This window comes from Ferruginivarius sediminum (genome assembly GCF_003344765.1).
GTDB classification, from domain to species: Bacteria; Pseudomonadota; Alphaproteobacteria; order Kiloniellales; family Rhodovibrionaceae; genus Ferruginivarius; species Ferruginivarius sediminum.
In genome coordinates, this window is the sequence record NZ_QPMH01000020.1 from 1 (window position 1) to 18,263 (window position 18,263).

Annotated in this window: 20 protein-coding genes; 6 read left to right on the top strand and 14 right to left on the bottom strand. The window is 65.3% G+C overall.

Annotated features, from left to right (window positions below; genetic code table 11):
- Window positions 1-163: 163 nt before the first annotated feature.
- The 8 genes from DRB17_RS16165 to DRB17_RS16200 all read right to left on the bottom strand — a co-directional run bounded on the left by DRB17_RS16165 (window position 164) and on the right by DRB17_RS16200 (window position 7,024).
- Window positions 164-502, bottom strand: a complete 339-nt coding sequence (locus tag DRB17_RS16165; protein ID WP_114583268.1) for a HesB/IscA family protein — start codon at window positions 500-502, stop codon at window positions 164-166.
- A gap of 64 nt (window positions 503-566) precedes the next feature.
- Window positions 567-971, bottom strand: a complete 405-nt coding sequence (locus tag DRB17_RS16170; protein ID WP_114583269.1) for an SUF system Fe-S cluster assembly protein — start codon at window positions 969-971, stop codon at window positions 567-569.
- 43 nt (window positions 972-1,014) lie between these two features.
- Window positions 1,015-1,479: a Fe-S cluster assembly sulfur transfer protein SufU gene (gene sufU, locus DRB17_RS16175; RefSeq protein ID WP_114583270.1), complete on the bottom strand. Its 465-nt coding sequence runs from the start codon at window positions 1,477-1,479 to the stop codon at window positions 1,015-1,017.
- Complete coding sequence (locus tag DRB17_RS16180; RefSeq protein WP_114583271.1) at window positions 1,479-2,765, bottom strand: aminotransferase class V-fold PLP-dependent enzyme; 1,287 nt, start codon at window positions 2,763-2,765, stop codon at window positions 1,479-1,481. The genes sufU and DRB17_RS16180 overlap by 1 nt, the downstream gene beginning before the upstream one ends.
- Before the next feature lie 22 nt (window positions 2,766-2,787).
- The gene (gene sufD, locus DRB17_RS16185) at window positions 2,788-4,119 is read right to left on the bottom strand and encodes a Fe-S cluster assembly protein SufD (RefSeq protein ID WP_114583272.1); all 1,332 of its coding nucleotides are present in this window, start codon (window positions 4,117-4,119) and stop codon (window positions 2,788-2,790) included.
- A gap of 49 nt (window positions 4,120-4,168) precedes the next feature.
- A complete protein-coding gene (gene sufC / locus DRB17_RS16190; RefSeq protein WP_114583330.1) occupies window positions 4,169-4,921 on the bottom strand; it encodes a Fe-S cluster assembly ATPase SufC in 753 nt (250 codons plus the stop codon).
- Between the two features lie 57 nt (window positions 4,922-4,978).
- Window positions 4,979-6,439: a Fe-S cluster assembly protein SufB gene (sufB, locus tag DRB17_RS16195; protein ID WP_114583273.1), complete on the bottom strand. Its 1,461-nt coding sequence runs from the start codon at window positions 6,437-6,439 to the stop codon at window positions 4,979-4,981.
- 114 nt (window positions 6,440-6,553) lie between these two features.
- Window positions 6,554-7,024, bottom strand: a complete 471-nt coding sequence (locus DRB17_RS16200) for an SUF system Fe-S cluster assembly regulator (RefSeq protein ID WP_114583274.1) — start codon at window positions 7,022-7,024, stop codon at window positions 6,554-6,556.
- A 271-nt stretch (window positions 7,025-7,295) separates the two neighbouring features.
- Here DRB17_RS16200 and DRB17_RS16205 point away from each other — a divergent pair, with 271 nt between their 5' ends.
- The 3 genes from DRB17_RS16205 to DRB17_RS16215 all read left to right on the top strand — a co-directional run bounded on the left by DRB17_RS16205 (window position 7,296) and on the right by DRB17_RS16215 (window position 9,550).
- Window positions 7,296-7,685: a c-type cytochrome gene (locus DRB17_RS16205; protein WP_114583275.1), complete on the top strand. Its 390-nt coding sequence runs from the start codon at window positions 7,296-7,298 to the stop codon at window positions 7,683-7,685.
- 819 nt (window positions 7,686-8,504) lie between these two features.
- Window positions 8,505-8,987, top strand: a complete 483-nt coding sequence (locus DRB17_RS20250; protein WP_161958861.1) for a cytochrome P460 family protein — start codon at window positions 8,505-8,507, stop codon at window positions 8,985-8,987.
- A gap of 68 nt (window positions 8,988-9,055) precedes the next feature.
- Entirely contained in the window at window positions 9,056-9,550 is a 495-nt protein-coding gene (locus tag DRB17_RS16215) for a tetratricopeptide repeat protein (RefSeq protein ID WP_206607921.1), read from the top strand.
- Here the strand turns inward: DRB17_RS16215 and DRB17_RS16220 are convergent.
- Window positions 9,547-10,863: a uracil-xanthine permease family protein gene (locus DRB17_RS16220; RefSeq protein ID WP_114583278.1), complete on the bottom strand. Its 1,317-nt coding sequence runs from the start codon at window positions 10,861-10,863 to the stop codon at window positions 9,547-9,549. The two genes, DRB17_RS16215 and DRB17_RS16220, sit on opposite strands and share 4 nt — an antisense overlap.
- A gap of 263 nt (window positions 10,864-11,126) precedes the next feature.
- Here DRB17_RS16220 and upp point away from each other — a divergent pair, with 263 nt between their 5' ends.
- Window positions 11,127-11,768: a uracil phosphoribosyltransferase gene (gene upp / locus DRB17_RS16225; RefSeq protein WP_114583279.1), complete on the top strand. Its 642-nt coding sequence runs from the start codon at window positions 11,127-11,129 to the stop codon at window positions 11,766-11,768.
- On the opposite strand, the gene DRB17_RS16230 is transcribed toward upp, so the two are convergent.
- The 3 genes from DRB17_RS16230 to deoC are packed head-to-tail and all read right to left on the bottom strand — an operon-like array spanning window position 11,753 to window position 14,999.
- Window positions 11,753-12,919, bottom strand: a complete 1,167-nt coding sequence (locus DRB17_RS16230) for a 3-phenylpropionate MFS transporter (RefSeq protein WP_114583280.1) — start codon at window positions 12,917-12,919, stop codon at window positions 11,753-11,755. The genes upp and DRB17_RS16230 overlap by 16 nt on opposite strands.
- Window positions 12,916-14,253 (bottom strand): thymidine phosphorylase, encoded by a 1,338-nt coding sequence (deoA, locus tag DRB17_RS16235; protein ID WP_114583281.1) that lies wholly within the window; start codon window positions 14,251-14,253, stop codon window positions 12,916-12,918. The genes DRB17_RS16230 and deoA overlap by 4 nt, the downstream gene beginning before the upstream one ends.
- Window positions 14,250-14,999: a deoxyribose-phosphate aldolase gene (deoC, locus tag DRB17_RS16240; protein WP_114583282.1), complete on the bottom strand. Its 750-nt coding sequence runs from the start codon at window positions 14,997-14,999 to the stop codon at window positions 14,250-14,252. The genes deoA and deoC overlap by 4 nt, the downstream gene beginning before the upstream one ends.
- Window positions 15,000-15,110: 111 nt before the next feature.
- On the opposite strand from deoC, the gene DRB17_RS16245 reads away from it, so the two are divergent.
- Entirely contained in the window at window positions 15,111-15,578 is a 468-nt protein-coding gene (locus tag DRB17_RS16245; RefSeq protein ID WP_421779115.1) for a DUF488 domain-containing protein, read from the top strand.
- A 17-nt stretch (window positions 15,579-15,595) separates the two neighbouring features.
- Here the strand turns inward: DRB17_RS16245 and DRB17_RS16250 are convergent, their stop codons facing one another.
- Both DRB17_RS16250 and DRB17_RS16255 read right to left on the bottom strand, forming a co-directional pair.
- Complete coding sequence (locus DRB17_RS16250; protein ID WP_114583332.1) at window positions 15,596-15,835, bottom strand: Lrp/AsnC ligand binding domain-containing protein; 240 nt, start codon at window positions 15,833-15,835, stop codon at window positions 15,596-15,598.
- A gap of 143 nt (window positions 15,836-15,978) precedes the next feature.
- The gene (locus tag DRB17_RS16255; RefSeq protein WP_114583283.1) at window positions 15,979-17,490 is read right to left on the bottom strand and encodes a DEAD/DEAH box helicase; all 1,512 of its coding nucleotides are present in this window, start codon (window positions 17,488-17,490) and stop codon (window positions 15,979-15,981) included.
- 209 nt (window positions 17,491-17,699) lie between these two features.
- Here DRB17_RS16255 and DRB17_RS16260 point away from each other — a divergent pair, with 209 nt between their 5' ends.
- Window positions 17,700-18,242 (top strand): isochorismatase family protein, encoded by a 543-nt coding sequence (locus DRB17_RS16260; RefSeq protein ID WP_114583284.1) that lies wholly within the window; start codon window positions 17,700-17,702, stop codon window positions 18,240-18,242.
- The last annotated feature ends 21 nt before the right edge of the window (window positions 18,243-18,263 follow it).

Consider the following 18,263-nt stretch of genomic DNA (forward strand, 5'->3'; position numbering starts at 1 on the left):
ATAAAAAAGCCCCCTATCCCGTCAATCCGACAAAAAAACCGCCACGCGGACCGGCCAAACCGGCCCTCGTCAAACTCCTCGCCGCAAATGACCGTATCGCAAAGGTCCCCCTCAGGGGGAGACGGGCTGCCGCAAGGCAGCCCGAGGAGACCGTCGCGCGGTTCTAGACGGTGAAGCTCTCGCCGCAGCCGCAGCGGCCCTTTTCGTTCGGGTTGTTGAAAACGAAGCCGCTTTCCAGCTTGCCTTCCTTGTAGTCGATCTCCGAGCCGAACAAGAAGATCACCGAGGCCGGGTCGATGAAGATCTTCACGCCCTTGTCGTTGATCACGTCCTCAGTCGGCTTCTGGTCCTCGGCATACTCGAAATGGTAGCTGAGGCCCGAGCAGCCTTTCGTCCGCACGCCGATGCGCAATCCCTGAACCGGTCTGTCGCTCTTGGCGATCAGCGCCTTGACCCGGTCGGCGGCGGCATCAGTCAGCGAGATCATCGCGGGGCCGGGCATGGACAACCTCTCGTTACCTTGCAACCTGATTATATAAGAGCTTGAATTCGTTCTGCCAGGGTCGTCAACCCACGCCGAGGGCCAGCTTGGCGTCTTCGCTCATGTGGTCCATCGTCCAGGGTGGCTCCCAGGTGAGCGTCACCGTTACCTGACCGACACCCTCGGCCCTGGAAACCGAATCGGCCACCATCTGCGGCATCTCCCCGGCAACCGGGCAGCCGGGCGCCGTGAGCGTCATCTCGACACGGACGTCGCCAGTGTCGCTGATATCCATGTTATAGATCAGCCCCAGGTCGTAGATGTTGACCGGAATTTCCGGGTCATAGACCTCCCGCATGGCGGCGACGACTGCATCCTCGCCGGCCGGCTGCTGCTTGGAGGTATCCAACGGTTGGCCCGCCGTGGCCGTCAGGCCTTCCGTCTCGGACGGATCCAGCGGTTCGCCGAACATCATGTCCATCGGATCCATTCGCCTGGCCTCCCGCCGCCCCTTTCCGGGAGCGGTCAATCGTTCACTCGGTGGAAATCTCGTCCTTGCCGTGCACGGCAGCGTCCATCGTGTGCCACGCCAGGGTGGCGCACTTCACGCGCACCGGGAAGTCGCGCACGCCGGAGAGGACCTGCAGGCGCTCGATCGCGTCCTCGTCGACGCCCTCGGGCATCTCCGCGTCGTCCTTGGTGCACATCTCGTGGAACGCCGCGAACAGGCGTTCGGCCTCCTTGACGGTCTTGCCTTTCAGGATTTCCGTCATCATCGAGGCGGAAGCCACTGAAATCGCGCAGCCTTTCCCCTTGAAAGTGGCATCCTTGATGATGCCGTCCTCGCCAACGTTCAGGTAAATGATAAGGGTGTCACCGCACATCGGATTGAAGCCGTGCGCGGTGTGATTGCAGCCCTCGCACGACCCGAAGTTGCGCGGGTGCTTCCCGTGGTCGAGGATCACCTCCTGATAGAGCTCGCGCAGTTCATCCATCATCAGCCGAAAATCTCCCGGACCATGTGCAGCGCGTCGACCAGTTGGTCCACCTCCGCCTCGGTGTTGTAGATACCGAACGACGCCCGCGCAGTCGAGCTCAGCCCGAAGCGGTCCATCGTCGGCTGGGCGCAGTGATGGCCCGCCCGCACGGCGACGCCTGCCCGGTCGAGGATAGTACCGACGTCGTGGGCGTGCGCCCAGTCGGTGACGAACGACACGATGGCGGCCTTGTCCGTCGCCTGGCCAACGATATGCAGTCCCTCGATCTCGGACAGCCGCCGGGTCGCATAGGCCAGGAGCCTTGCGTCGTGCGCGGCGATGGCCTCACGGCCCACGGTCTCCACGTAATCTATCGCGGCACCCAATCCAATCGCCTCGACGATGGAGGGCGTCCCTGCTTCGAACCGGTGGGGCGGCTTCTTGAAGTTCGACTTCTCGAACGTCACCCGGCTGATCATCTCGCCGCCGCCCTGATAGGGCGGCATGCTCTCCAGGCGGTCGTAGCGGCCGTAGAGCACGCCCACGCCTGTGGGGCCATAGAGCTTGTGCGGGGCGAAGGCGTAGAAATCGGCACCCAGGTCCCGCACGTCGACGGGAATGTGCGGCGCGGCCTGGCAGCCATCGACAAGCACGGGCACGCCCGCCTCGTGCGCGGCGGCCACGATCTGTTTCACCGGCACGACCGTACCCAACGCGTTCGAGATATGAGTGATCGCCACCATGCCGGTCTTCGGGCCGATCAGGTCGATGACATCCTCGGCGCGGATGTCGCCGTTGTCGTCGATCGGCGCGACCTTCAGCTCGACACCGGTCTGCTCGCGCAGCAGTTGCCACGGCACAATGTTGGCGTGGTGCTCCATCGTGGTGAGCACGATCTCGTCGCCGGCCTTGAGGAACTTCCGGCCATAGCTGGCGGCGACGAGGTTGATGGCCTCTGTCGCGCCGCGCGTGAAGACGATTTCCTCCGCCTTCTCGGCGTTCAGGAAGCGCCGCACCTTCTCCCGCGCCGCCTCGAAATGATCGGTGCAGGTCTGGCTGAGGTAATGCAGGCCGCGGTGGACGTTGGAGTAATAGGTCTCGTACGCCTCATCCATGGCGCGGATGACCTGGCGCGGCTTCTGGCTGCTGGCGGCGCTGTCGAGATAGGCCAGCGGCTTGCCGTAGACTTCCTGGTGCAGCACCGGAAAGTCAGCGCGCACCGCCTCGACGTCGAAGGCGCCGCGGACGTTGTCGCCCGCGCTCAGCGGCGTCTGCTTGTCGGCGAGGGCGTTGCCGGCGTCGTTCATTGTTGACCGTATCTCCTCGTCCTCAATCCGAAGCCTGGGACAGCCAGTTGGTGATCCGCTCCATGAAGGCGGTGCGCAGCGACTCCGTCGTGATCTCCTCAACCACCCCGCCAAGGAAGGACTCGACCATGATGCGCCGTGCGACCGGGTAGGGGATGCCGCGCGAGCGCAGGTAGAACAGCGCGGTCTTCTCCAACTCGCCGGCGGTCGAACCGTGGCTGCACTTCACGTCGTCCGCATAGATCTCCAGCTCCGGCTTCGCATCGATCTCCGCTTCCTCGGAGAGCAGCAGCGCCTGGCTGAGCTGATGGCCGTCAGTGCGCTGCGCATCGGGATGGACGTGCAGCTTGCCCTGGAACACCGCGCGGCCCTTGCCTTCCAGCGCGCCCTTGTAGACCTCGCGGCAGGTCGTGTCCGGCACGCAATGCTCGATCAGCGTGGTGTTGTCGCAGTGCTGCTTTCCGCGCTGCAGGTAGGCCCCGTTCAGGCGCGCGTCCGAGAACGAGCCCTCCAGACGCAAATGCAGGTCGTTCCGCGTCAGCTTGCCGCCGACCGTCAGACCGAAGCCGTCGTAGAACGCGTTCTCGCCCACGCGGCCATGGAGCGTGTGGATATGGAAAGCCGTCGTCGCCTCGTCCTGCAGCTTGTAGTGATGCAGGCGCGCGCCCGCGCCGACGGTGATTTCCGTCACTGCGTTAGCGAAGGTCGCGCCGCCGCCCAGGCTGACGTGATTCTCCACCAGCGTGGCCTCGCTGTCGGGGTCCAGCACGATCAGGTGCCGGGGATGCCAGGACAGCGGCTCGCCGTCGGCTGCGGCGACCGAGACCACCTCGATCGGCTCCTCAACCTTCACGCCCCCGCGCACGTGAAGCACGAGGCCGTCCTGCATCAGGGCACTGTTCAGGTGATACATCGCCTGGTCGTCGTGACCCTCGGCGATCCGGCCGACATGGTCCGACAATAGGCCCGGATCCTCGTCCAGCGCCTTGGCGAAGCTGGTCAGCCGGGCGCCGTCGGGCAGCCGGTCCAGTCGCGACAGGTCAGCGTGCAGCCGACCGTTGACGAAGACGATGCGATGGCCCGCCTGCTCGCCGATCAGCGATGGCACAGTGTCCAGGCTGGGCGTCGCCGTGCCGCCGGCGGCCGGCTGGAAGGCGGTCCGCTCCAGCGCGCGGAGGTTGGTGTACTTCCAGACCTCGACCTTGGGTGTGGGAATGCCAAGCTCGCCGAAGCGCTGGATACCCTCTTCGCGCAGCCGCTTCAGCCAGGGCAGGGCATCGCCCGGCAGCGTGCCGGCGCCAGTCAGCGCCTCGTACTGTTCGGTGAAAGGCTCCAGCGCGCTTTCGCTCGCCATTGCAATCGTCCTCGTATCGTGCCTTGCGTTACTGCATTCGCGGCCGGAGTTACGCCGCAGCCTCCTCGGCGAACTCGGCGTAGCCCTGTTCCTCAAGCTGAAGCGCCAGGTTCTTGTCGCCGGACTTCACGATCTGTCCGCGCACCATCACGTGCACGCGGTCCGGCACGATGTAGTTCAGCAGCCGCTGATAGTGCGTGATGACCAGCATCGAGCGCTCGGGGCTGCGCAGGCGGTTCACGCCGTCGGAGACCGTCTTCAGGGCGTCGATGTCGAGGCCGCTGTCCGTCTCGTCCAGAATGGCCAGCTTCGGCTCCAGCGCGGCCATCTGCAGTACCTCGGCGCGCTTCTTCTCGCCGCCCGAGAAGCCGGTGTTGACCGAGCGGCGGAGCATATCCTGGGAGATGTTCAGCAGCTTGCAGCGTTCGCGCAGTTCCTTGGTGAACTGCAGGGCGTCGATCTCTTTCTCGCCGCGCGCCTTGCGGATCGAGTTGACCGCCTCCTTCAGGAAGGTGGTCATGGTGACGCCCGGAATCTCCACCGGGTACTGGAACGCCAGGAACATGCCCAGCGCGGCGCGCTCCTCCGGTTCCATCTCCAGAACGTTCCGGCCCTGGAACAGCACCTCGCCGCCTGTAACCTCATAGCCCTCACGGCCGGTGAGGACGTGGGCGAGGGTGGACTTGCCCGAGCCGTTCGGCCCCATGATCGCGTGGACCTCGCCCGGACCGATGGAAAGGTTCAGCCCCTTCAGGATCTCCTGGCCCTCGATTTCGGCGCGCAGGTTCTTGATCTCCAGCATGCTCATCGCTGCTTGCTCTCCTGATGAATCTCTGTCTTGCCGGCCCTGCGCCCTGCGTCAGCCGACGCTGCCTTCCAGGCTGATGCCGACCAGCTTCTGTGCCTCGACCGCGAACTCCATTGGAAGCTGCTGCAATACCTCGCGGCAGAAGCCGTTGACCACCAGGGCCACGGCATCCTCTTCCGACAGGCCGCGCTGGCGGCAATAGAAAAGCTGGTCCTCGCTGATCTTCGAGGTGGTCGCCTCGTGCTCCACCTTGGCGCTGCGGTTGCGGCTCTCGATGTAGGGCACCGTGTGCGCGCCGCAGGTCTCGCCGATCAGCAGCGAGTCGCACTGCGTGAAGTTGCGCGCGTTCTCCGCCTTCGGCGAGACGCGGACCAGGCCACGGTAGGTCTGGTCGGCGTGGCCGGCGGAGATGCCCTTGGAGATGATCCGGCTGCGGGTATTCTTGCCCAGGTGGATCATCTTCGTGCCGGTGTCGGCCTGCTGGTAGTTGTTGGTGATGGCGATGGAGTAGAACTCGCCCACCGAGTTGTCGCCCTGCAGGATGCAGCTGGGGTACTTCCAGGTAATGGCCGAGCCGGTTTCCACCTGCGTCCACGAGATCTTCGAGTTGTCGCCCCGGCAGGCCCCGCGCTTGGTGACGAAGTTGTAGATGCCGCCGACACCTTCCTCGTCACCTGGGTACCAGTTCTGCACGGTCGAGTACTTGATCTCGGCATCGTCGAGGGCAACCAACTCGACCACCGCGGCGTGAAGCTGGTTCTCGTCACGCTGTGGCGCGGTGCAGCCCTCCAGATAGCTGACGTAGCTGCCTTCCTCGGCGATGATCAGGGTGCGCTCGAACTGGCCCGTATTCTCCGCGTTGATGCGGAAGTAGGTGGACAGTTCCATCGGGCAGCGCACGCCCTTCGGCACGTAGACGAACGAGCCGTCGGTGAAGACCGCGCTGTTGAGCGTGGCGAAAAAGTTGTCGGAGTAGGGAACGACCGAACCCAGATACTCCCGCACGAGCTCCGGATGGTTCTGCACCGCTTCGGAGATGGAGCAGAAGATGATGCCCTTCTCCTCCAGCTTCTTCTTGTAGGTCGTGGCCACCGAAACGCTGTCGAACACGGCGTCGACGGCGACGCCGGCGAGCGCTTCCTGTTCCTTCAGCGGAATACCGAGCTTTTCGTAAGTTTCCAGGAGCTTGGGGTCGACCTCGTCCAGGCTCTTGGGTCGATCCTCATCCGACTTCGGCGCCGCGTAGTAGTAGGCGTCCTGGAAGTCGATCTCGGGGACCTTCACCTTCTGCCAGGAAGGATGCGTCATGGTCAGCCAGTGGCGGTAGGCCTTTAGGCGCCACTCCAGCATCCATTCGGGCTCGTTCTTCTTCATCGAGATGAAGCGGATGATGTCCTCATTGAGCCCTTTTGGCGGCCGCTCCATGTCGATATCGGTCACGAAGCCATACTTGTACTTCTGGCTTGTAACTTCCTGGACCTGTTCGACCGTCTCGGCGCTGGCACCTGCCATGTCGTCTCTCTCCTGCTTGCCGCGTTCGATCGGCGTTTTACGTCAGCAGATATCTTGTTTTTTTTATTCTTGTCGTGCGTTCGTCAGTCCGTATTGCCTTACGTCAGCCGGCCCTTACCGCGCACCGCTGGCCGGGGTCGCGTTCGCCCCGAACGGCCCGTCCGCGAAGGCCGCGGGAAGCGGGCCGCTGGTTATCATGTCATGCAGAGTCACGCCCTTGAGCGCGGTCTCGATCGCCTTGTTCACCTTGTCCCAGGTGCCGCGCATCGGGCAGATCGATCCAACCTCGCAGCCGCCTGCCGTGTCGACACAGGCGGTAAGCGCGATGGGCCCCTCCAGCGCCTCGATGATGTCGGACACTGGAATCTCCGTCGCCGGGCGGGTCAGCGTGTAGCCGCCCGCGGCGCCGCGATGCGAGGTGACAAGCCCTTCGCGGGTCAGTACGTTCAGGACCTTCGCCACCGTGGGCAGGGGTACGCCCGTTTCGTGGGCGATCTGCTGTGCGCTGGACAGCGGCTTGCTGCCCGCGCTCAACTGGGCCATCACGACGACGGCATAGTCCGTGAGCCGGTTGAGCCTGAACATGGGACCTCCAAATCCGGACCGATCTGGTCTGGTATCCAACAGATATATGATGGCGTGGGAAAATCAAGCCCCGGATGGGTATTCAGTGGGGTCAGACGCGCATCTTGCGGGCCATTCCTGACGCTGCCCCGGGAACAGCCCTTCACCGCAATGTGTGCCGGCGTGTTTTGCGTCCACCGGGCCTGCGCAAGACTATTATATCCGGCTCTGGCGTTGGGACGGTGTCGGAATCTGCGACGAAATAACACAAACAGCGAAAAAGGGAAGGCGGATGAGGGGCACGATTCCTGTTCTGGCGGGAACCTTCATGATTGCACTGGCGGGTATAGCGAATGGTGCGGCGGCCGAGGACGGCGACCCGGCGCGCGGGAGTCAGGTCTTCAATACCTGCGCGATGTGTCACACCCTGAGCGAGGGAAAACACCGGATCGGCCCGAACCTGAAAGGCGTGGTCGGCCGTCGGGCCGGCAGTGCCGAGGGATTCCGCTACTCCGAGGCGATGCGCGAGGCCGGGTTCGAATGGACGCCGGAGAAGCTGGACGCCTATCTGGCCGATGGTGCAAGCGTGGTGCCCGGCAATAGGATGCCGTTTCCCGGACTGTTCGATCCCAAGGACCGGGCTGATGTAATCGCATTTCTCAAAGAAGTGTCGAAACAATAGCGCGCCGCCAACAGCTTTGCCCGCGAACAGGAAAGGTTTCGACAGTAATGTCGAGATAAATGATTGCATCATGCGAATGTCATGGCGGCGGAATACAGTACGATGCAGGTGTCACGACAACGTGATGCCGGTTGATTTCAATGCCCCAACCGAAGAGTCTAGCTTGGCGTTATGTTCGAAAGCCGCGGAAAATCGCGGAATGGGGATGGCCTAAGTCACGGAGAGCAACGAATGCCCAAATCGCGTAAGCGCGCACTGCTGTCGACCACGATGATCCCGCTGATGCTGGTGGCCGGTGTTGCGGTCGGCGGGGCGGCGACCGTCGCCACGCTTCCCACGCCCGCGGCTGCATCCTGCAGCCCATGCAGCCCTTGCAATCCCTGCGCTGCGGCCAATCCATGCAACCCCTGTGCTGCGGCGAACCCGTGCGCGGCGGCCAATCCATGCAATCCGTGCGGCGCTGCGAATCCCTGTGGTGCCGCTAATCCATGTAATCCGTGTGCGGCGGCGAACCCTTGCAATCCTTGCGCCGGAGCCAATCCGTGTAACCCGTGCAATCCCTGCGCCGCGGGTGCCGGCGGGGGTGAGACGGCCTGCGCGGTACCGCGACTGCAAAAGGCGGCAGCGAACCCGTGCAACCCGTGCGCCGCGGCCAATCCCTGCAATCCATGTGCCGCCGCGAACCCGTGCAACCCCTGTGCCGCGGCGAACCCCTGTAATCCGTGTGCGGCCGCGAATCCCTGCGCGGCCAATCCGTGTAGTCCCTGCAATCCGTGCGGCGCGGCCGCGGGCCCGGCCGAATTGACGCCGGAGGAGGCCGTGGCGGTCTACGACTGCCTGCTCGACGAGCTCAAGACGTCGTACGCCAAGTCGGGCAACGAATACGCCAAGGCCTATACCAGTTGGCGCCGCTACTCGACGCGGCCCTTCATCTCGGGCACGCACGGCGGCCGCTATGTGCAGAACTACGCGAACGAGACGGCGAAGGCCTACGCGCTTTACGAGAACGCTGGCGAGATGCCAGCGGGCTCCGTCCTGGCCAAACCCAGCTTCTCGGTTTCCTCGAAGACCGGCAAGGCCAGCCTGGGCCCATTGTTCCTGATGGAGAAGATGGAGGACGGCTGGTATCCGAAGTCCGACGATTGGCGCTATTCGATGATCATGCCGAACGGGCAGATCGTCGGCGCGACCAAGGGCAAGGGTGCCGAGAACGTCGAATTCTGCATCCAGTGCCACAAGATCGGCACGCCGAAGAATATCGATTCGATGATGTTCGTGCCGAAGAACCTCCGGGTGCGCTAGCGCGCCGGGGATCATCGGGTGGGCCCGGCTGTGCGATGCGCATCGTCCCGGGCGGCTTAAGGGTGAGTATGGCGGCGGCCACCGCAACGGCGGTGGCCGCCGCCTTGTTTTCCGTCGCCCCGTTATCGCCCGCCGGGGCAGCGAGCTATGCCACGGCCTCGCAGCTCTATGACGGCGGCCAGGTCGAGGCTGCCATCGCCGAGTATCGGGAACTGGCGGAGAGCGGTCACGCCGCGGCGCAGGTCGCCCTCGCCGGGCTCTATGAAAGCGGTGAGGTCACGGGAGCGCCCGACGCGCGCGCCGCTGCCCGCTGGTATCGCCGCGCGGCGGAGCAGGGTGAGGCGGTCGCGCAGATGAACCTGGGCGATCTCTACGCACGCGGCCGCGGGGTAAAGCGGGACTGGGTACGGGCCTGGGTGTGGCTGACCCGCGCCGCGCGGCAGGGCTTCGACTGGGCGGCCCGCCGCCGGGACGAGGTCGCCCGGCGTATGACGCGGCCGGAGCTGGAGGCGGCGCGGCGCCGGCTGTCCGGCACCGCGCCCGATATTGTGGGCGGCGATTAGCCGCGGCCCAGAACTTCCTCGATATCGCCGGTCAGGTGCTTGCCCGGCAGGATCAGGTTCAAGAGTATCCCGACGATCGCCGCGAGTGCCATTCCCGACAGCTCGACCAACTCTCCCAGCGGCAGCACCGCTCCGCCGACGCCGATCACCAGGATGACCGAGACGATGGCGAGGTTGCGCTTCTCGCCCAGGTTCACCCGCCCCTCGATCATCGTGCGCAGGCCCGAGGAGGCAATGATCCCGAACAGCAGAATCGAGACGCCGCCCATGACGGCCGTCGGGATCGAATTCAGGAACGCCGCGAAGTTCCCCAGGAAGCCCAGCAGCACGGCCAGCACGGCCGCCCCGCCGATCACCCATACGCTGAACACCCGCGTGATCGCCAACACGCCGATGTTCTCGCCATAGGTCGTGTTCGGCGGGCCGCCCAGGCAGGAGGCGATCATCGTGGCGACGCCGTCACCGGCCAGGGAGCGGTGCAGGCCCGGCGATTTCACGACGTTGCGGCCGATCACCTTGGAGATCACTAACTGGTCGCCGATATGCTCGGCGATGGTGACGACGGCGACCGGCACCAGCAGCAGGAAGATCTCTGCCGGCACCTGCGTGTCGTGGGTGACGAAGGGCACGATGAAGTCCGGCGCGCGCACGGTCTCGGCCGCCCAGATTCCCGACATGTCGACAAGCCCCGCGGCCAGCGCGATGATATAACCGGCCACGATGCCGATCAGCACCGGCACCATCGCGAAGAACCCGCGAAGGAAGACGGCCGCGAGGATCGTCACCGCCAGCGTTGCCAGCGCGACACCGAAGTGCAGCGCGCTGTAGCTCTCCGTCGCCGGGTCGTTGGTCGCCATGTCGATGGCGACGGAGGCCAGCGACAGGCCGATCACCATGATGACCGGTCCGACGACGACCGGCGGCAGCAGCCGTAGCAGCCAGTTCACGCCCAGCGCGCCGATCAGCAGCGACACCACCAGATAGACGCAGCCCGCGGCGAAGGCGCCGACAAGGGCACCGTCGGGACCGGCCAGCTCCGTGCCCGCCACGATGGGCGCGATGAAGGCGAAGGACGATCCCAGATAAGCGGGAATGCCGCCTTTCGTTATGGCGATATACGCCAGCGTGCCGAGCCCGCTGGTCACCAGCGCGACCGCCGGGTTCAGGCCAGTGAGCAGCGGCACCAGGATGGTGGCGCCGAACATGGCGAAGAGATGCTGTACCGACAGCACCAGCCAGCGGTGGCCCGCCGGTCGCTCATGCAGATCCAGGCCCGGCTGTGCGCCGGGTTCGTGCGATTTGATTTCCGACATTCGCGAATCCCCCTCGCGACCGTGCCCGCCGGCGACTCGGCAGGCTGTGGATTGGCCGTGTGTCCCCTGAAGATGCGCCGGAGCCTAGCATAGATGTGACACGCGCCAAGCGGGTAGTTATCCCCGGTTTTCGCGGGCGAAAGCGTCGTGGAACGGCTGGGCGCGGCACGAAAGCGTATGCTACTGGCCGGCATGGGTGCGGGCCGTCTCGACAGGCGTCCGTCGCTTTCGTATGACTGCGCCCGCGCGGAAGGGAGGACGCCATGACAGCAAGACAGGACGGGGTCACCGTCGTCGATCACCCACTGGTCCAGCACAAGCTGACGCAAATGCGCCGGCGGGAGACGCCGACGCCGGAGTTCCGTCGGCTGGCGCGCGAGCTGTCGCTGCTGCTGGCTTACGAAGTGACCCGCGACATCCCGCTGGATTACATGGACATCGAGACGCCCATCGCGCCGATGCGCGCGCCCGTGGTGGCGGGGCGGAAGCTGTGCCTCGTATCCATCCTGCGTGCGGGTAACGGTATCCTGGACGGGATGCTCGACCTGATCCCGCACGCGCGTGTCGGCCATGTCGGGCTCTACCGCGATCCCAAGACGCTGCGGCCGGTCGAATACTACTTCAAGGTTCCCGACGCGCTGGACGAGCGGCTGACCATCGTCTGCGACCCGATGCTGGCGACCGGCCATACCGCCGCAGCCGCGGTACAGAAGCTGAAGGAACGCGGGGCCGACAACGTCAAATTCCTGTGCTTGCTGGCGGCTCCGGAAGGCGCCAAGGTGCTGCGCGAGGCGCACCCGGACGTGCCGATCTTTACCGCTGCGATTGACGAGAAGCTGAACGAGAAGGGCTATATCGTTCCCGGCCTTGGCGACGCCGGCGACCGGATCTACGGCACAGCATAGCCCCCCGCCTGCCGTTCCGCCCGCCACAGGACGAGGGCCAGCACGCCGGCCACGGCGCTCATTGCCGCCATCGCGTAAAAGGCCAGGCCGCCGACGCTGTCGTAAAGCGCCCCGGCCGCCAGCATGGCCAGTCCCATAGCGATGCCGCCCGATACTGCGCTATAGAGGCCCTGTGCCGTGCTTTGCAGACCGGACGGGGCGGTCCGCGCGATGAAGTGCATGGCGCCCAGGTGGGCCGCGCCGAAGGTCAGGCCATGCAGGACCTGCGCCGCTGCCAGCACCCCGATATCCGTGGTGACGGCCAGGGTGCTCCACCGCAGCAATCCGCCCGCCGCCGCAAGGAGCAGTAGGCCAACCGGCCCGGTCCGCGCCAGAACGGCCCCGCCGGCGGCGAACAGCAGGATCTCCGCGACCACGCCTTCCGACCACAGCCAGCCGACGGTGGCGGGCGAGATGCCGACCGACTTCCAATGCACGGCCGAGAAGGCGTAGTAGACGGCATGGCTGGCCTGCAGCAGGGCGCCGGTCGCCAGGAACAGCACGAAGCGGCGATGAGCGAGCAGGGCGGTTAGCGGTGCCGGGGCGTGACGTTCCGTCCGCCGTTCGGCCCTCGGCAGCAGCAGCGTCGTCAACCACAGCAGCGCCAGGGCGGCCATGATTCCCCAGAGGATGGAATCCGGGGAGTGGCTGCTCAGAACCTCGCCAATGCCGAGGACGGCCAGGATAAACGTTATCGAACCCCACAGCCGCAGCCGCCCGTAGTCGAGGCTGTGTGCACGGACAGCCGCCATTGCCTGACTCTCGCCAAGCGGGATGATGGAATGGAAGCTGGGGAACAGTAGCAGATGGATCGCCAGCACGCCCCAGAAGCCATGGACGAGTTGGAACGCAGCGGCGGCCAGTAGGGCGAACAGTGCGAGCGCACCCATTGTCCACCGGCGGCGCCCGGTACGGTCGGCGATTTGCCCGATAACCGGATTCACGGCCGTCTTCACCCAGGTGCCCAGCGCCAGGACAAGGCCGATCTCGGCACCGGCTAGGCCCCGATCTTCCAGGAACATCGGCCAGAATGGCAGATAGATACCCAGCGCCAGGAAGAACGCGCCGTAGAAGCTGGCGAAGGGAAGGGCGGTGCGAAGTGCCGAGGTCACAGCTCGCCGCCACTGGGCACGCGTGCCGCGACCAGCGGCAGCGGATGCGCTGGAGACTCGCTGATCGTATAGGCATCCAGAACCCGTGCCTTAGCCGCATCCGCTGCTTGTTCGTCGCGCGCATGCACGATGGCAAGCGGCGTTCCTGCCTCCACCCGGTCGCCGACCTGGGCCAGCCCACTCAAACCGACGGCCGGATCGACCGTATCCTCCGCGCGGTGGCGTGCGCCGCCCAGGTGCATGATGGCAACGCCCAGAGCGCGAGCGTCCATCTTGGCAACATAACCCGGGTGCGGGGCCGGGGCCTCGCGCTGCACCGGCGCGCGCGGCAGATGTTTGTCAGGTCGCTCGATCAGGTCGGCGGGGCCGCCGAGCGCGCCGACCATGGCCTGGAAGCGCTCGGCCGCGCGGCCGTCGGCCAGAGCCCGGTCGGCCTGCCGCCGGGCGTCCTCCCGATTGTCCGCCAGTCCAGCAAGCTGAAGCATCTCGGCCGCCAGGCGCAGGGTCAAAACACGCAAGCGGGCATTGCCTGTCCGAGCGGTAAGCTGAGCGATAGCCTCGCGCACCTCGACGGCGTTACCGGCGCTGCGCGCCAGCGGCTGATCCATGTCGCTCAGCAAGGCGACCGTTGGCAGGCCGGCTGCCTTTCCGGTGGCAACCAGGGCTTCCGCCAGGGTGCGGGCGTCCGGCAATTCCCGCATGAAGGCGCCGGAGCCGAACTTTACGTCCATCACCAGGCCGCCAAGGCCGGCGGCGAGTTTCTTGGAGAGGATGGAAGCCACGATCAGGGGGATCGATTCCACCGTTGCCGTCACGTCGCGGATGGCATAGAGCCGCCGGTCCGCCGGGGCCAGCTCCGACGTGGCGCCGACAATGGCGCAGCCGACCTCGCGCACGACCTTTCGGAAGGTCTTGAGGTCGGGCATCGCATTGTACCCGGGAATGGCGTCCAGCTTGTCCAGGGTGCCGCCGGTGTGGCCCAGGCCCCGGCCCGATATCATCGGCACTGCCCCGCCGCAGGCCGCGACGATGGGCGCGAGGATCAGGCTGACGGTGTCGCCGACCCCACCGGTCGAGTGCTTGTCCACGACCGGCCGGTCAACGTCCGGCCAGTCCAGGGTTTCGCCACTGTCCGCCATCGCCCTGGTCAATGCCGCGGTTTCACGCTGGTCCATCCCGTTGAGGCAGACCGCCATGGCGAACGCGGCGGCCTGTGCCTCGCTCAGGCTGCCGTCGGCCAGCCCCGCGACGATAGTGCCGATCTCCGTCTCATTCACAGCTTCGCCGTCGCGCTTGCGGCGGATGATCTCCTGCGGGAATGGGGTATCCGTCATGCTCCGGTCCCCTTTGCCTTGTCGATCAGATCGTCCAGCAGGCTTGAGGCGCCGATACGGAAACGCTCGGGCATGATGGCGGCTTCTCCCAGGATATCGCGCGCCAGATCCATGTAGACGGCTGCCTGCTCGTATTGCCGGATGCCGCCGGCGGCCTTGAAACCGACGGGTCGTTCCTGTTCGGCGATGACGCGCAGCATGGTTTCCGCTGCTTCCGGTGTCGCCGCCGGCTCTCGCGTGCCGGTCGAGGTCTTCAGGAAGTCCGCCCCGCCGGCAATCGCGGCGCGCGAGGCTCGGGCGATGGACGAGGGGTCCGGTAGGGCGCCCGTCTCGAGGATGACCTTCAGCGTGGCGTTCCCGGCCGCCGTCTTGCAAGCGCGCACAAAGGCTTCGCCCCTGGCCCAGCTTTCGTCGGCGGCCTTGCTGAAGGGATAGACGACGTCCACCTCCTGTGCCCCGGCGGCCACGGACTCGCGGATTTCGAAAGCCGCGCGTTTCCTGTCGGCCTGTCCGTGCGGAAAATTCGCCACGGTACAGATGCGCACGACCGCCGCGCCGAGCGTGCGTCTGGCTGCCTCCAAATGGGCCGGTGGAATGCAGACGGCCGCAACCGGGCCATACGGCGTCATCGCGCGGGCGCAGAGTTGTTCGACCGTTGCGCGGTTCGTTCGATTGTCCAGGCTGGTGAGGTCAAGCAGGCCGATAAGTTGGCGTGCGCGGGCGGTGGTGTCAGAGGCGGTTTTCATGCCCGGACGATACCGTTGACGCCGGCCTGACGAAATCGGCGTGGAAACATCTTTTCAAGCCGGCCTGAAGGTCCGATGTTCGGGGCAGGTGTGGAGATGGAGAGGTAAGACATGAACGGCGGTTCCGGACAGCACGACGGCACACGGGGCGACTCCAGCTCGCCGGTATGCTACGCCGAAGAGGCGGACCCCGACTACATGTGGGCGCGCCCGGCCACTCCGGATATCCGTTTGAAGCGGATCTACGACCCGGCGGAGCCCGATGACGGCGCGCGTATCCTGGTTGACCGCGTCTGGCCGCGCGGCATCAGCAAGACTGACGCGCGGCTCGACCTCTGGTGGCGTGATGCGGCGCCGACGCCGGAACTGCGCAAGTGGTTCGGGCACGACCCCGACAAGTTCGCCGAGTTCGCACAGCGTTATCGGGCCGAGCTGGATGCCGCGCCGGAGGCCCTGAGGCCGCTGCTCGACGCTGCCCGCGCCGGCCGCCTGACGCTGCTGTTCGCCGCAAGGGATCGGACGCACAACCATGCCGTCGTGCTGCGCGAAGCCGTGGAGACGGCTTTCGGCGCCGATTAGACGCGCAGGTTAGCAGGCTAGCCGAAGGCCTTGAAGGCGATGGTCGTGAAGGTATCGGCGATGTCCGGCTGGGTTTGGACCCGCTCAGTCACGAAATGGCCAATATCCTGGCCATCGGGAAGGTAGCACTTCACCAGGAGGTCGTACTGGCCCGAGGTGGAGTGAACTTCGGACACCTCTGGCAGATCGACCAGTTCGTCGGCGACCTCGTAGGCCTTGCCGCGTTCGCACTTAATGCTGATGAAGATCGTCTGCATGGCGCTCCTGCCCGCGACGGTGGATCCGGTGCGCGGCATGATAGCGCGCCGCACCGGCAAACCAAGGCTACAATCCATTGAGGGGCGGAACGAAAACGGACGCTCGCTTGGCTGGGCGCCCATGGATCCGCTGTCCTCCGTATTCAGGCCGTGGCCGAGGAAATCGGCACCGGGCGCAGGAGAAAGGCCGGTGTATGATCGCCGAACGGCTTGGACTGCCGGCCGTTTGAGGCCTGGCGGCTTTCGGGGGACTGCTTCGACTTCGACTTATCCTTGGCTTTCACCTGTTTGCCTTTCGCATTCTTCTTTTCTTGTTCCTCTGCCACGGCGGCGGGCTTGGAGTCGTCCCGCGGTGCGTCGTCCGGCCGGGCCTCCTCGGTTGCCGGCTGGCTTTCCGCCTTTGCCTCCGTCCCGCGAGAGGCTTGCTTGCGTCCTTCCGCTTTCGGCTTGCGCTGCCCCGATCCACGCCGGCGACGCTTGCCGGACTCGGGCTTCTCGGCGACAGCGCCTTCCACCTCTTCCGGCGGCAGGACGTTGACGGAGTCGATATCCACGGCGGGAATGCGGCCCGACATCATCGATTCGATGTCGGCCAGATACTTGCCATCGGCTGGCGTGGCCAGCATGAACGCCAGTCCCGAACGACCGGCGCGACCCGTACGGCCGATACGATGGACGTAGTCTTCCGGATGCGTGGGAACGTCGTAGTTGAAGACATGGCTGACCTCGGGAATGTCGAGGCCGCGTGCTGCCACGTCGGAGCATACCAGCAGCCGAATCTCGCCTGCGCGGAATTGCTCCAGCGTCTGCATGCGCATCGGCTGCGACATGTCGCCGTGCAGTTCCCCTACAGAGTAGTCCTGCTTGGCCAGCGCCTTCGCCAGGGCGCTGACATCCCGCTTCCGGTTGCAGAAGATCAGCCCGCGCGTGACGTTCTCCCGCTGCATCAATGTCTGCAGCGCCTTGCGCTTGTCCTTACCCGGGCAGCGCACAACGCCCTGCTGCACCGTCTCCGCGGGCGAAGCCGGCGGGGAAACCGAGACTTCCTTCGGGTTCATCAGGAACTTGTCGGCCAGCCGGCGGATTTCCTTCGGCATCGTGGCCGAGAAGAACAGTGTCTGGCGGATCGTCGGCAGCATCGACACGATACGCTCGACATCTGGAATGAAGCCCATGTCGAGCATACGGTCGGCCTCGTCGATGACGAGGATGCGGACATCGGCCAGCAGGATCTTGCCGCGCTCGTAAAGGTCGATAAGGCGGCCTGGCGTGGCGATCAGCACATCGACGCCGCGGTTCAGCACCTGTTCCTGGTCCGCGAAGGACGAGCCGCCGATCAGCAGCGCCTTCGACAGCTTGTGGTGCTTGCCGTACTTCTCGAAGCTTTCGCCCACCTGTGCGGCGAGCTCGCGCGTTGGCGCCAGGATCAGCGAGCGCGGCATGCGCGCCTTGGCGCGCCCTTCTGCCAGGATATCGATCATCGGCAGGGTGAAGGACGCCGTCTTGCCCGTACCTGTCTGGGCACAGCCAAGGACGTCGCGGCCCATCAGGACATATGGAATTGCCTTTTCCTGAATGGGTGTCGGGTCGCTGTAGCCGGCATCGCTCAGCGCGTTAAGGAGCTTGTCGCTTAAGCCCAGGTCTTGGAATGTCATACAGGACGTCTTTTTCGGCCGTCTATTCTTGGGAAGGACTGGATTACGTTGTCTACGTAGATGGGCCGGGATCATAGAGAGTCAAGCCGCCCTGTCAATCACAACTCCATGGCAGCAGCGCGGCGGGTTTACGGCTTGGCGGCGGTGGTTGCTTTCGCTAAAACATTTCAGGTTTTTCATTCCCATTACTTGCACAGGATCGCCTCCCAATGCTCCTCCGTGCCAATGACAGCATCCTTATCGTGGTGGACATGCAGGCACGGCTGGTTCCGGCCGTGGCGCATTCGGAAGAGGTGACCGGACGGGTCGCTTTCATGCTCCAGGTGGCCCGCCGCCTCGACGTGCCCGTGATCCTGACGGAGCAGTACCCCGACGGCCTGGGCGGCACGGTCGAAGCGGTCCGCACGCAGGCCCCGGATTCACCCGTTGTCGAGAAGATGAACTTCTCCGCGATGCGCGAGCCGGATTTCGCCCGGCGCCTGTCCGCCCTGCGGCGGCGTCAGGCGGTCATCTGCGGCGCCGAGACGCATGTCTGCGTGATGCAGACAGCGGCGGAGACGGCGACCACCGGCTTCGACACCTTCGTGGTTGCCGACGCTTGCGGCTCCCGGCGCGACAGCGACAAGCGGGCGGGCCTGGAGCGGCTTGCACGCCATGGCATCGAGGCGGTGACGAGCGAGATGGTCGCCTTCGAATGGCTGCACCGCGCGGGAACCGATGCCTTCCGGGACGTGATCAAGCTGATCAGATAAGCCGCGCATCGAACCAACTGG

Excerpts from the sequence above, each read along its gene's own strand:
- sufC (WP_114583330.1), bottom strand. The coding sequence starts at position 4,921 with ATGCTGGAGATCAAGAACCTGCGCGCCGAAATCGAGGGCCAGGAGATC.
- DRB17_RS16200 (WP_114583274.1), bottom strand. The coding sequence starts at position 7,024 with ATGTTCAGGCTCAACCGGCTCACGGACTATGCCGTCGTCGTGATGGCC.
- DRB17_RS16220 (WP_114583278.1), bottom strand. The coding sequence starts at position 10,863 with ATGTCGGAAATCAAATCGCACGAACCCGGCGCACAGCCGGGCCTGGAT.
- upp (WP_114583279.1), top strand. The coding sequence starts at position 11,127 with ATGACAGCAAGACAGGACGGGGTCACCGTCGTCGATCACCCACTGGTC.
- sufU (WP_114583270.1), bottom strand. The coding sequence starts at position 1,479 with ATGATGGATGAACTGCGCGAGCTCTATCAGGAGGTGATCCTCGACCAC.
- DRB17_RS16205 (WP_114583275.1), top strand. The coding sequence starts at position 7,296 with ATGAGGGGCACGATTCCTGTTCTGGCGGGAACCTTCATGATTGCACTG.
- DRB17_RS16215 (WP_206607921.1), top strand. The coding sequence starts at position 9,056 with ATGGCGGCGGCCACCGCAACGGCGGTGGCCGCCGCCTTGTTTTCCGTC.
- sufB (WP_114583273.1), bottom strand. The coding sequence starts at position 6,439 with ATGGCAGGTGCCAGCGCCGAGACGGTCGAACAGGTCCAGGAAGTTACA.
- DRB17_RS16170 (WP_114583269.1), bottom strand. The coding sequence starts at position 971 with ATGGATCCGATGGACATGATGTTCGGCGAACCGCTGGATCCGTCCGAG.
- DRB17_RS16260 (WP_114583284.1), top strand. The coding sequence starts at position 17,700 with ATGCTCCTCCGTGCCAATGACAGCATCCTTATCGTGGTGGACATGCAG.
- DRB17_RS16245 (WP_421779115.1), top strand. The coding sequence starts at position 15,111 with ATGAACGGCGGTTCCGGACAGCACGACGGCACACGGGGCGACTCCAGC.
- sufD (WP_114583272.1), bottom strand. The coding sequence starts at position 4,119 with ATGGCGAGCGAAAGCGCGCTGGAGCCTTTCACCGAACAGTACGAGGCG.
- DRB17_RS16255 (WP_114583283.1), bottom strand. The coding sequence starts at position 17,490 with ATGACATTCCAAGACCTGGGCTTAAGCGACAAGCTCCTTAACGCGCTG.
- DRB17_RS16165 (WP_114583268.1), bottom strand. The coding sequence starts at position 502 with ATGCCCGGCCCCGCGATGATCTCGCTGACTGATGCCGCCGCCGACCGG.
- DRB17_RS16250 (WP_114583332.1), bottom strand. The coding sequence starts at position 15,835 with ATGCAGACGATCTTCATCAGCATTAAGTGCGAACGCGGCAAGGCCTAC.
- deoC (WP_114583282.1), bottom strand. The coding sequence starts at position 14,999 with ATGAAAACCGCCTCTGACACCACCGCCCGCGCACGCCAACTTATCGGC.
- deoA (WP_114583281.1), bottom strand. The coding sequence starts at position 14,253 with ATGACGGATACCCCATTCCCGCAGGAGATCATCCGCCGCAAGCGCGAC.
- DRB17_RS16180 (WP_114583271.1), bottom strand. The coding sequence starts at position 2,765 with ATGAACGACGCCGGCAACGCCCTCGCCGACAAGCAGACGCCGCTGAGC.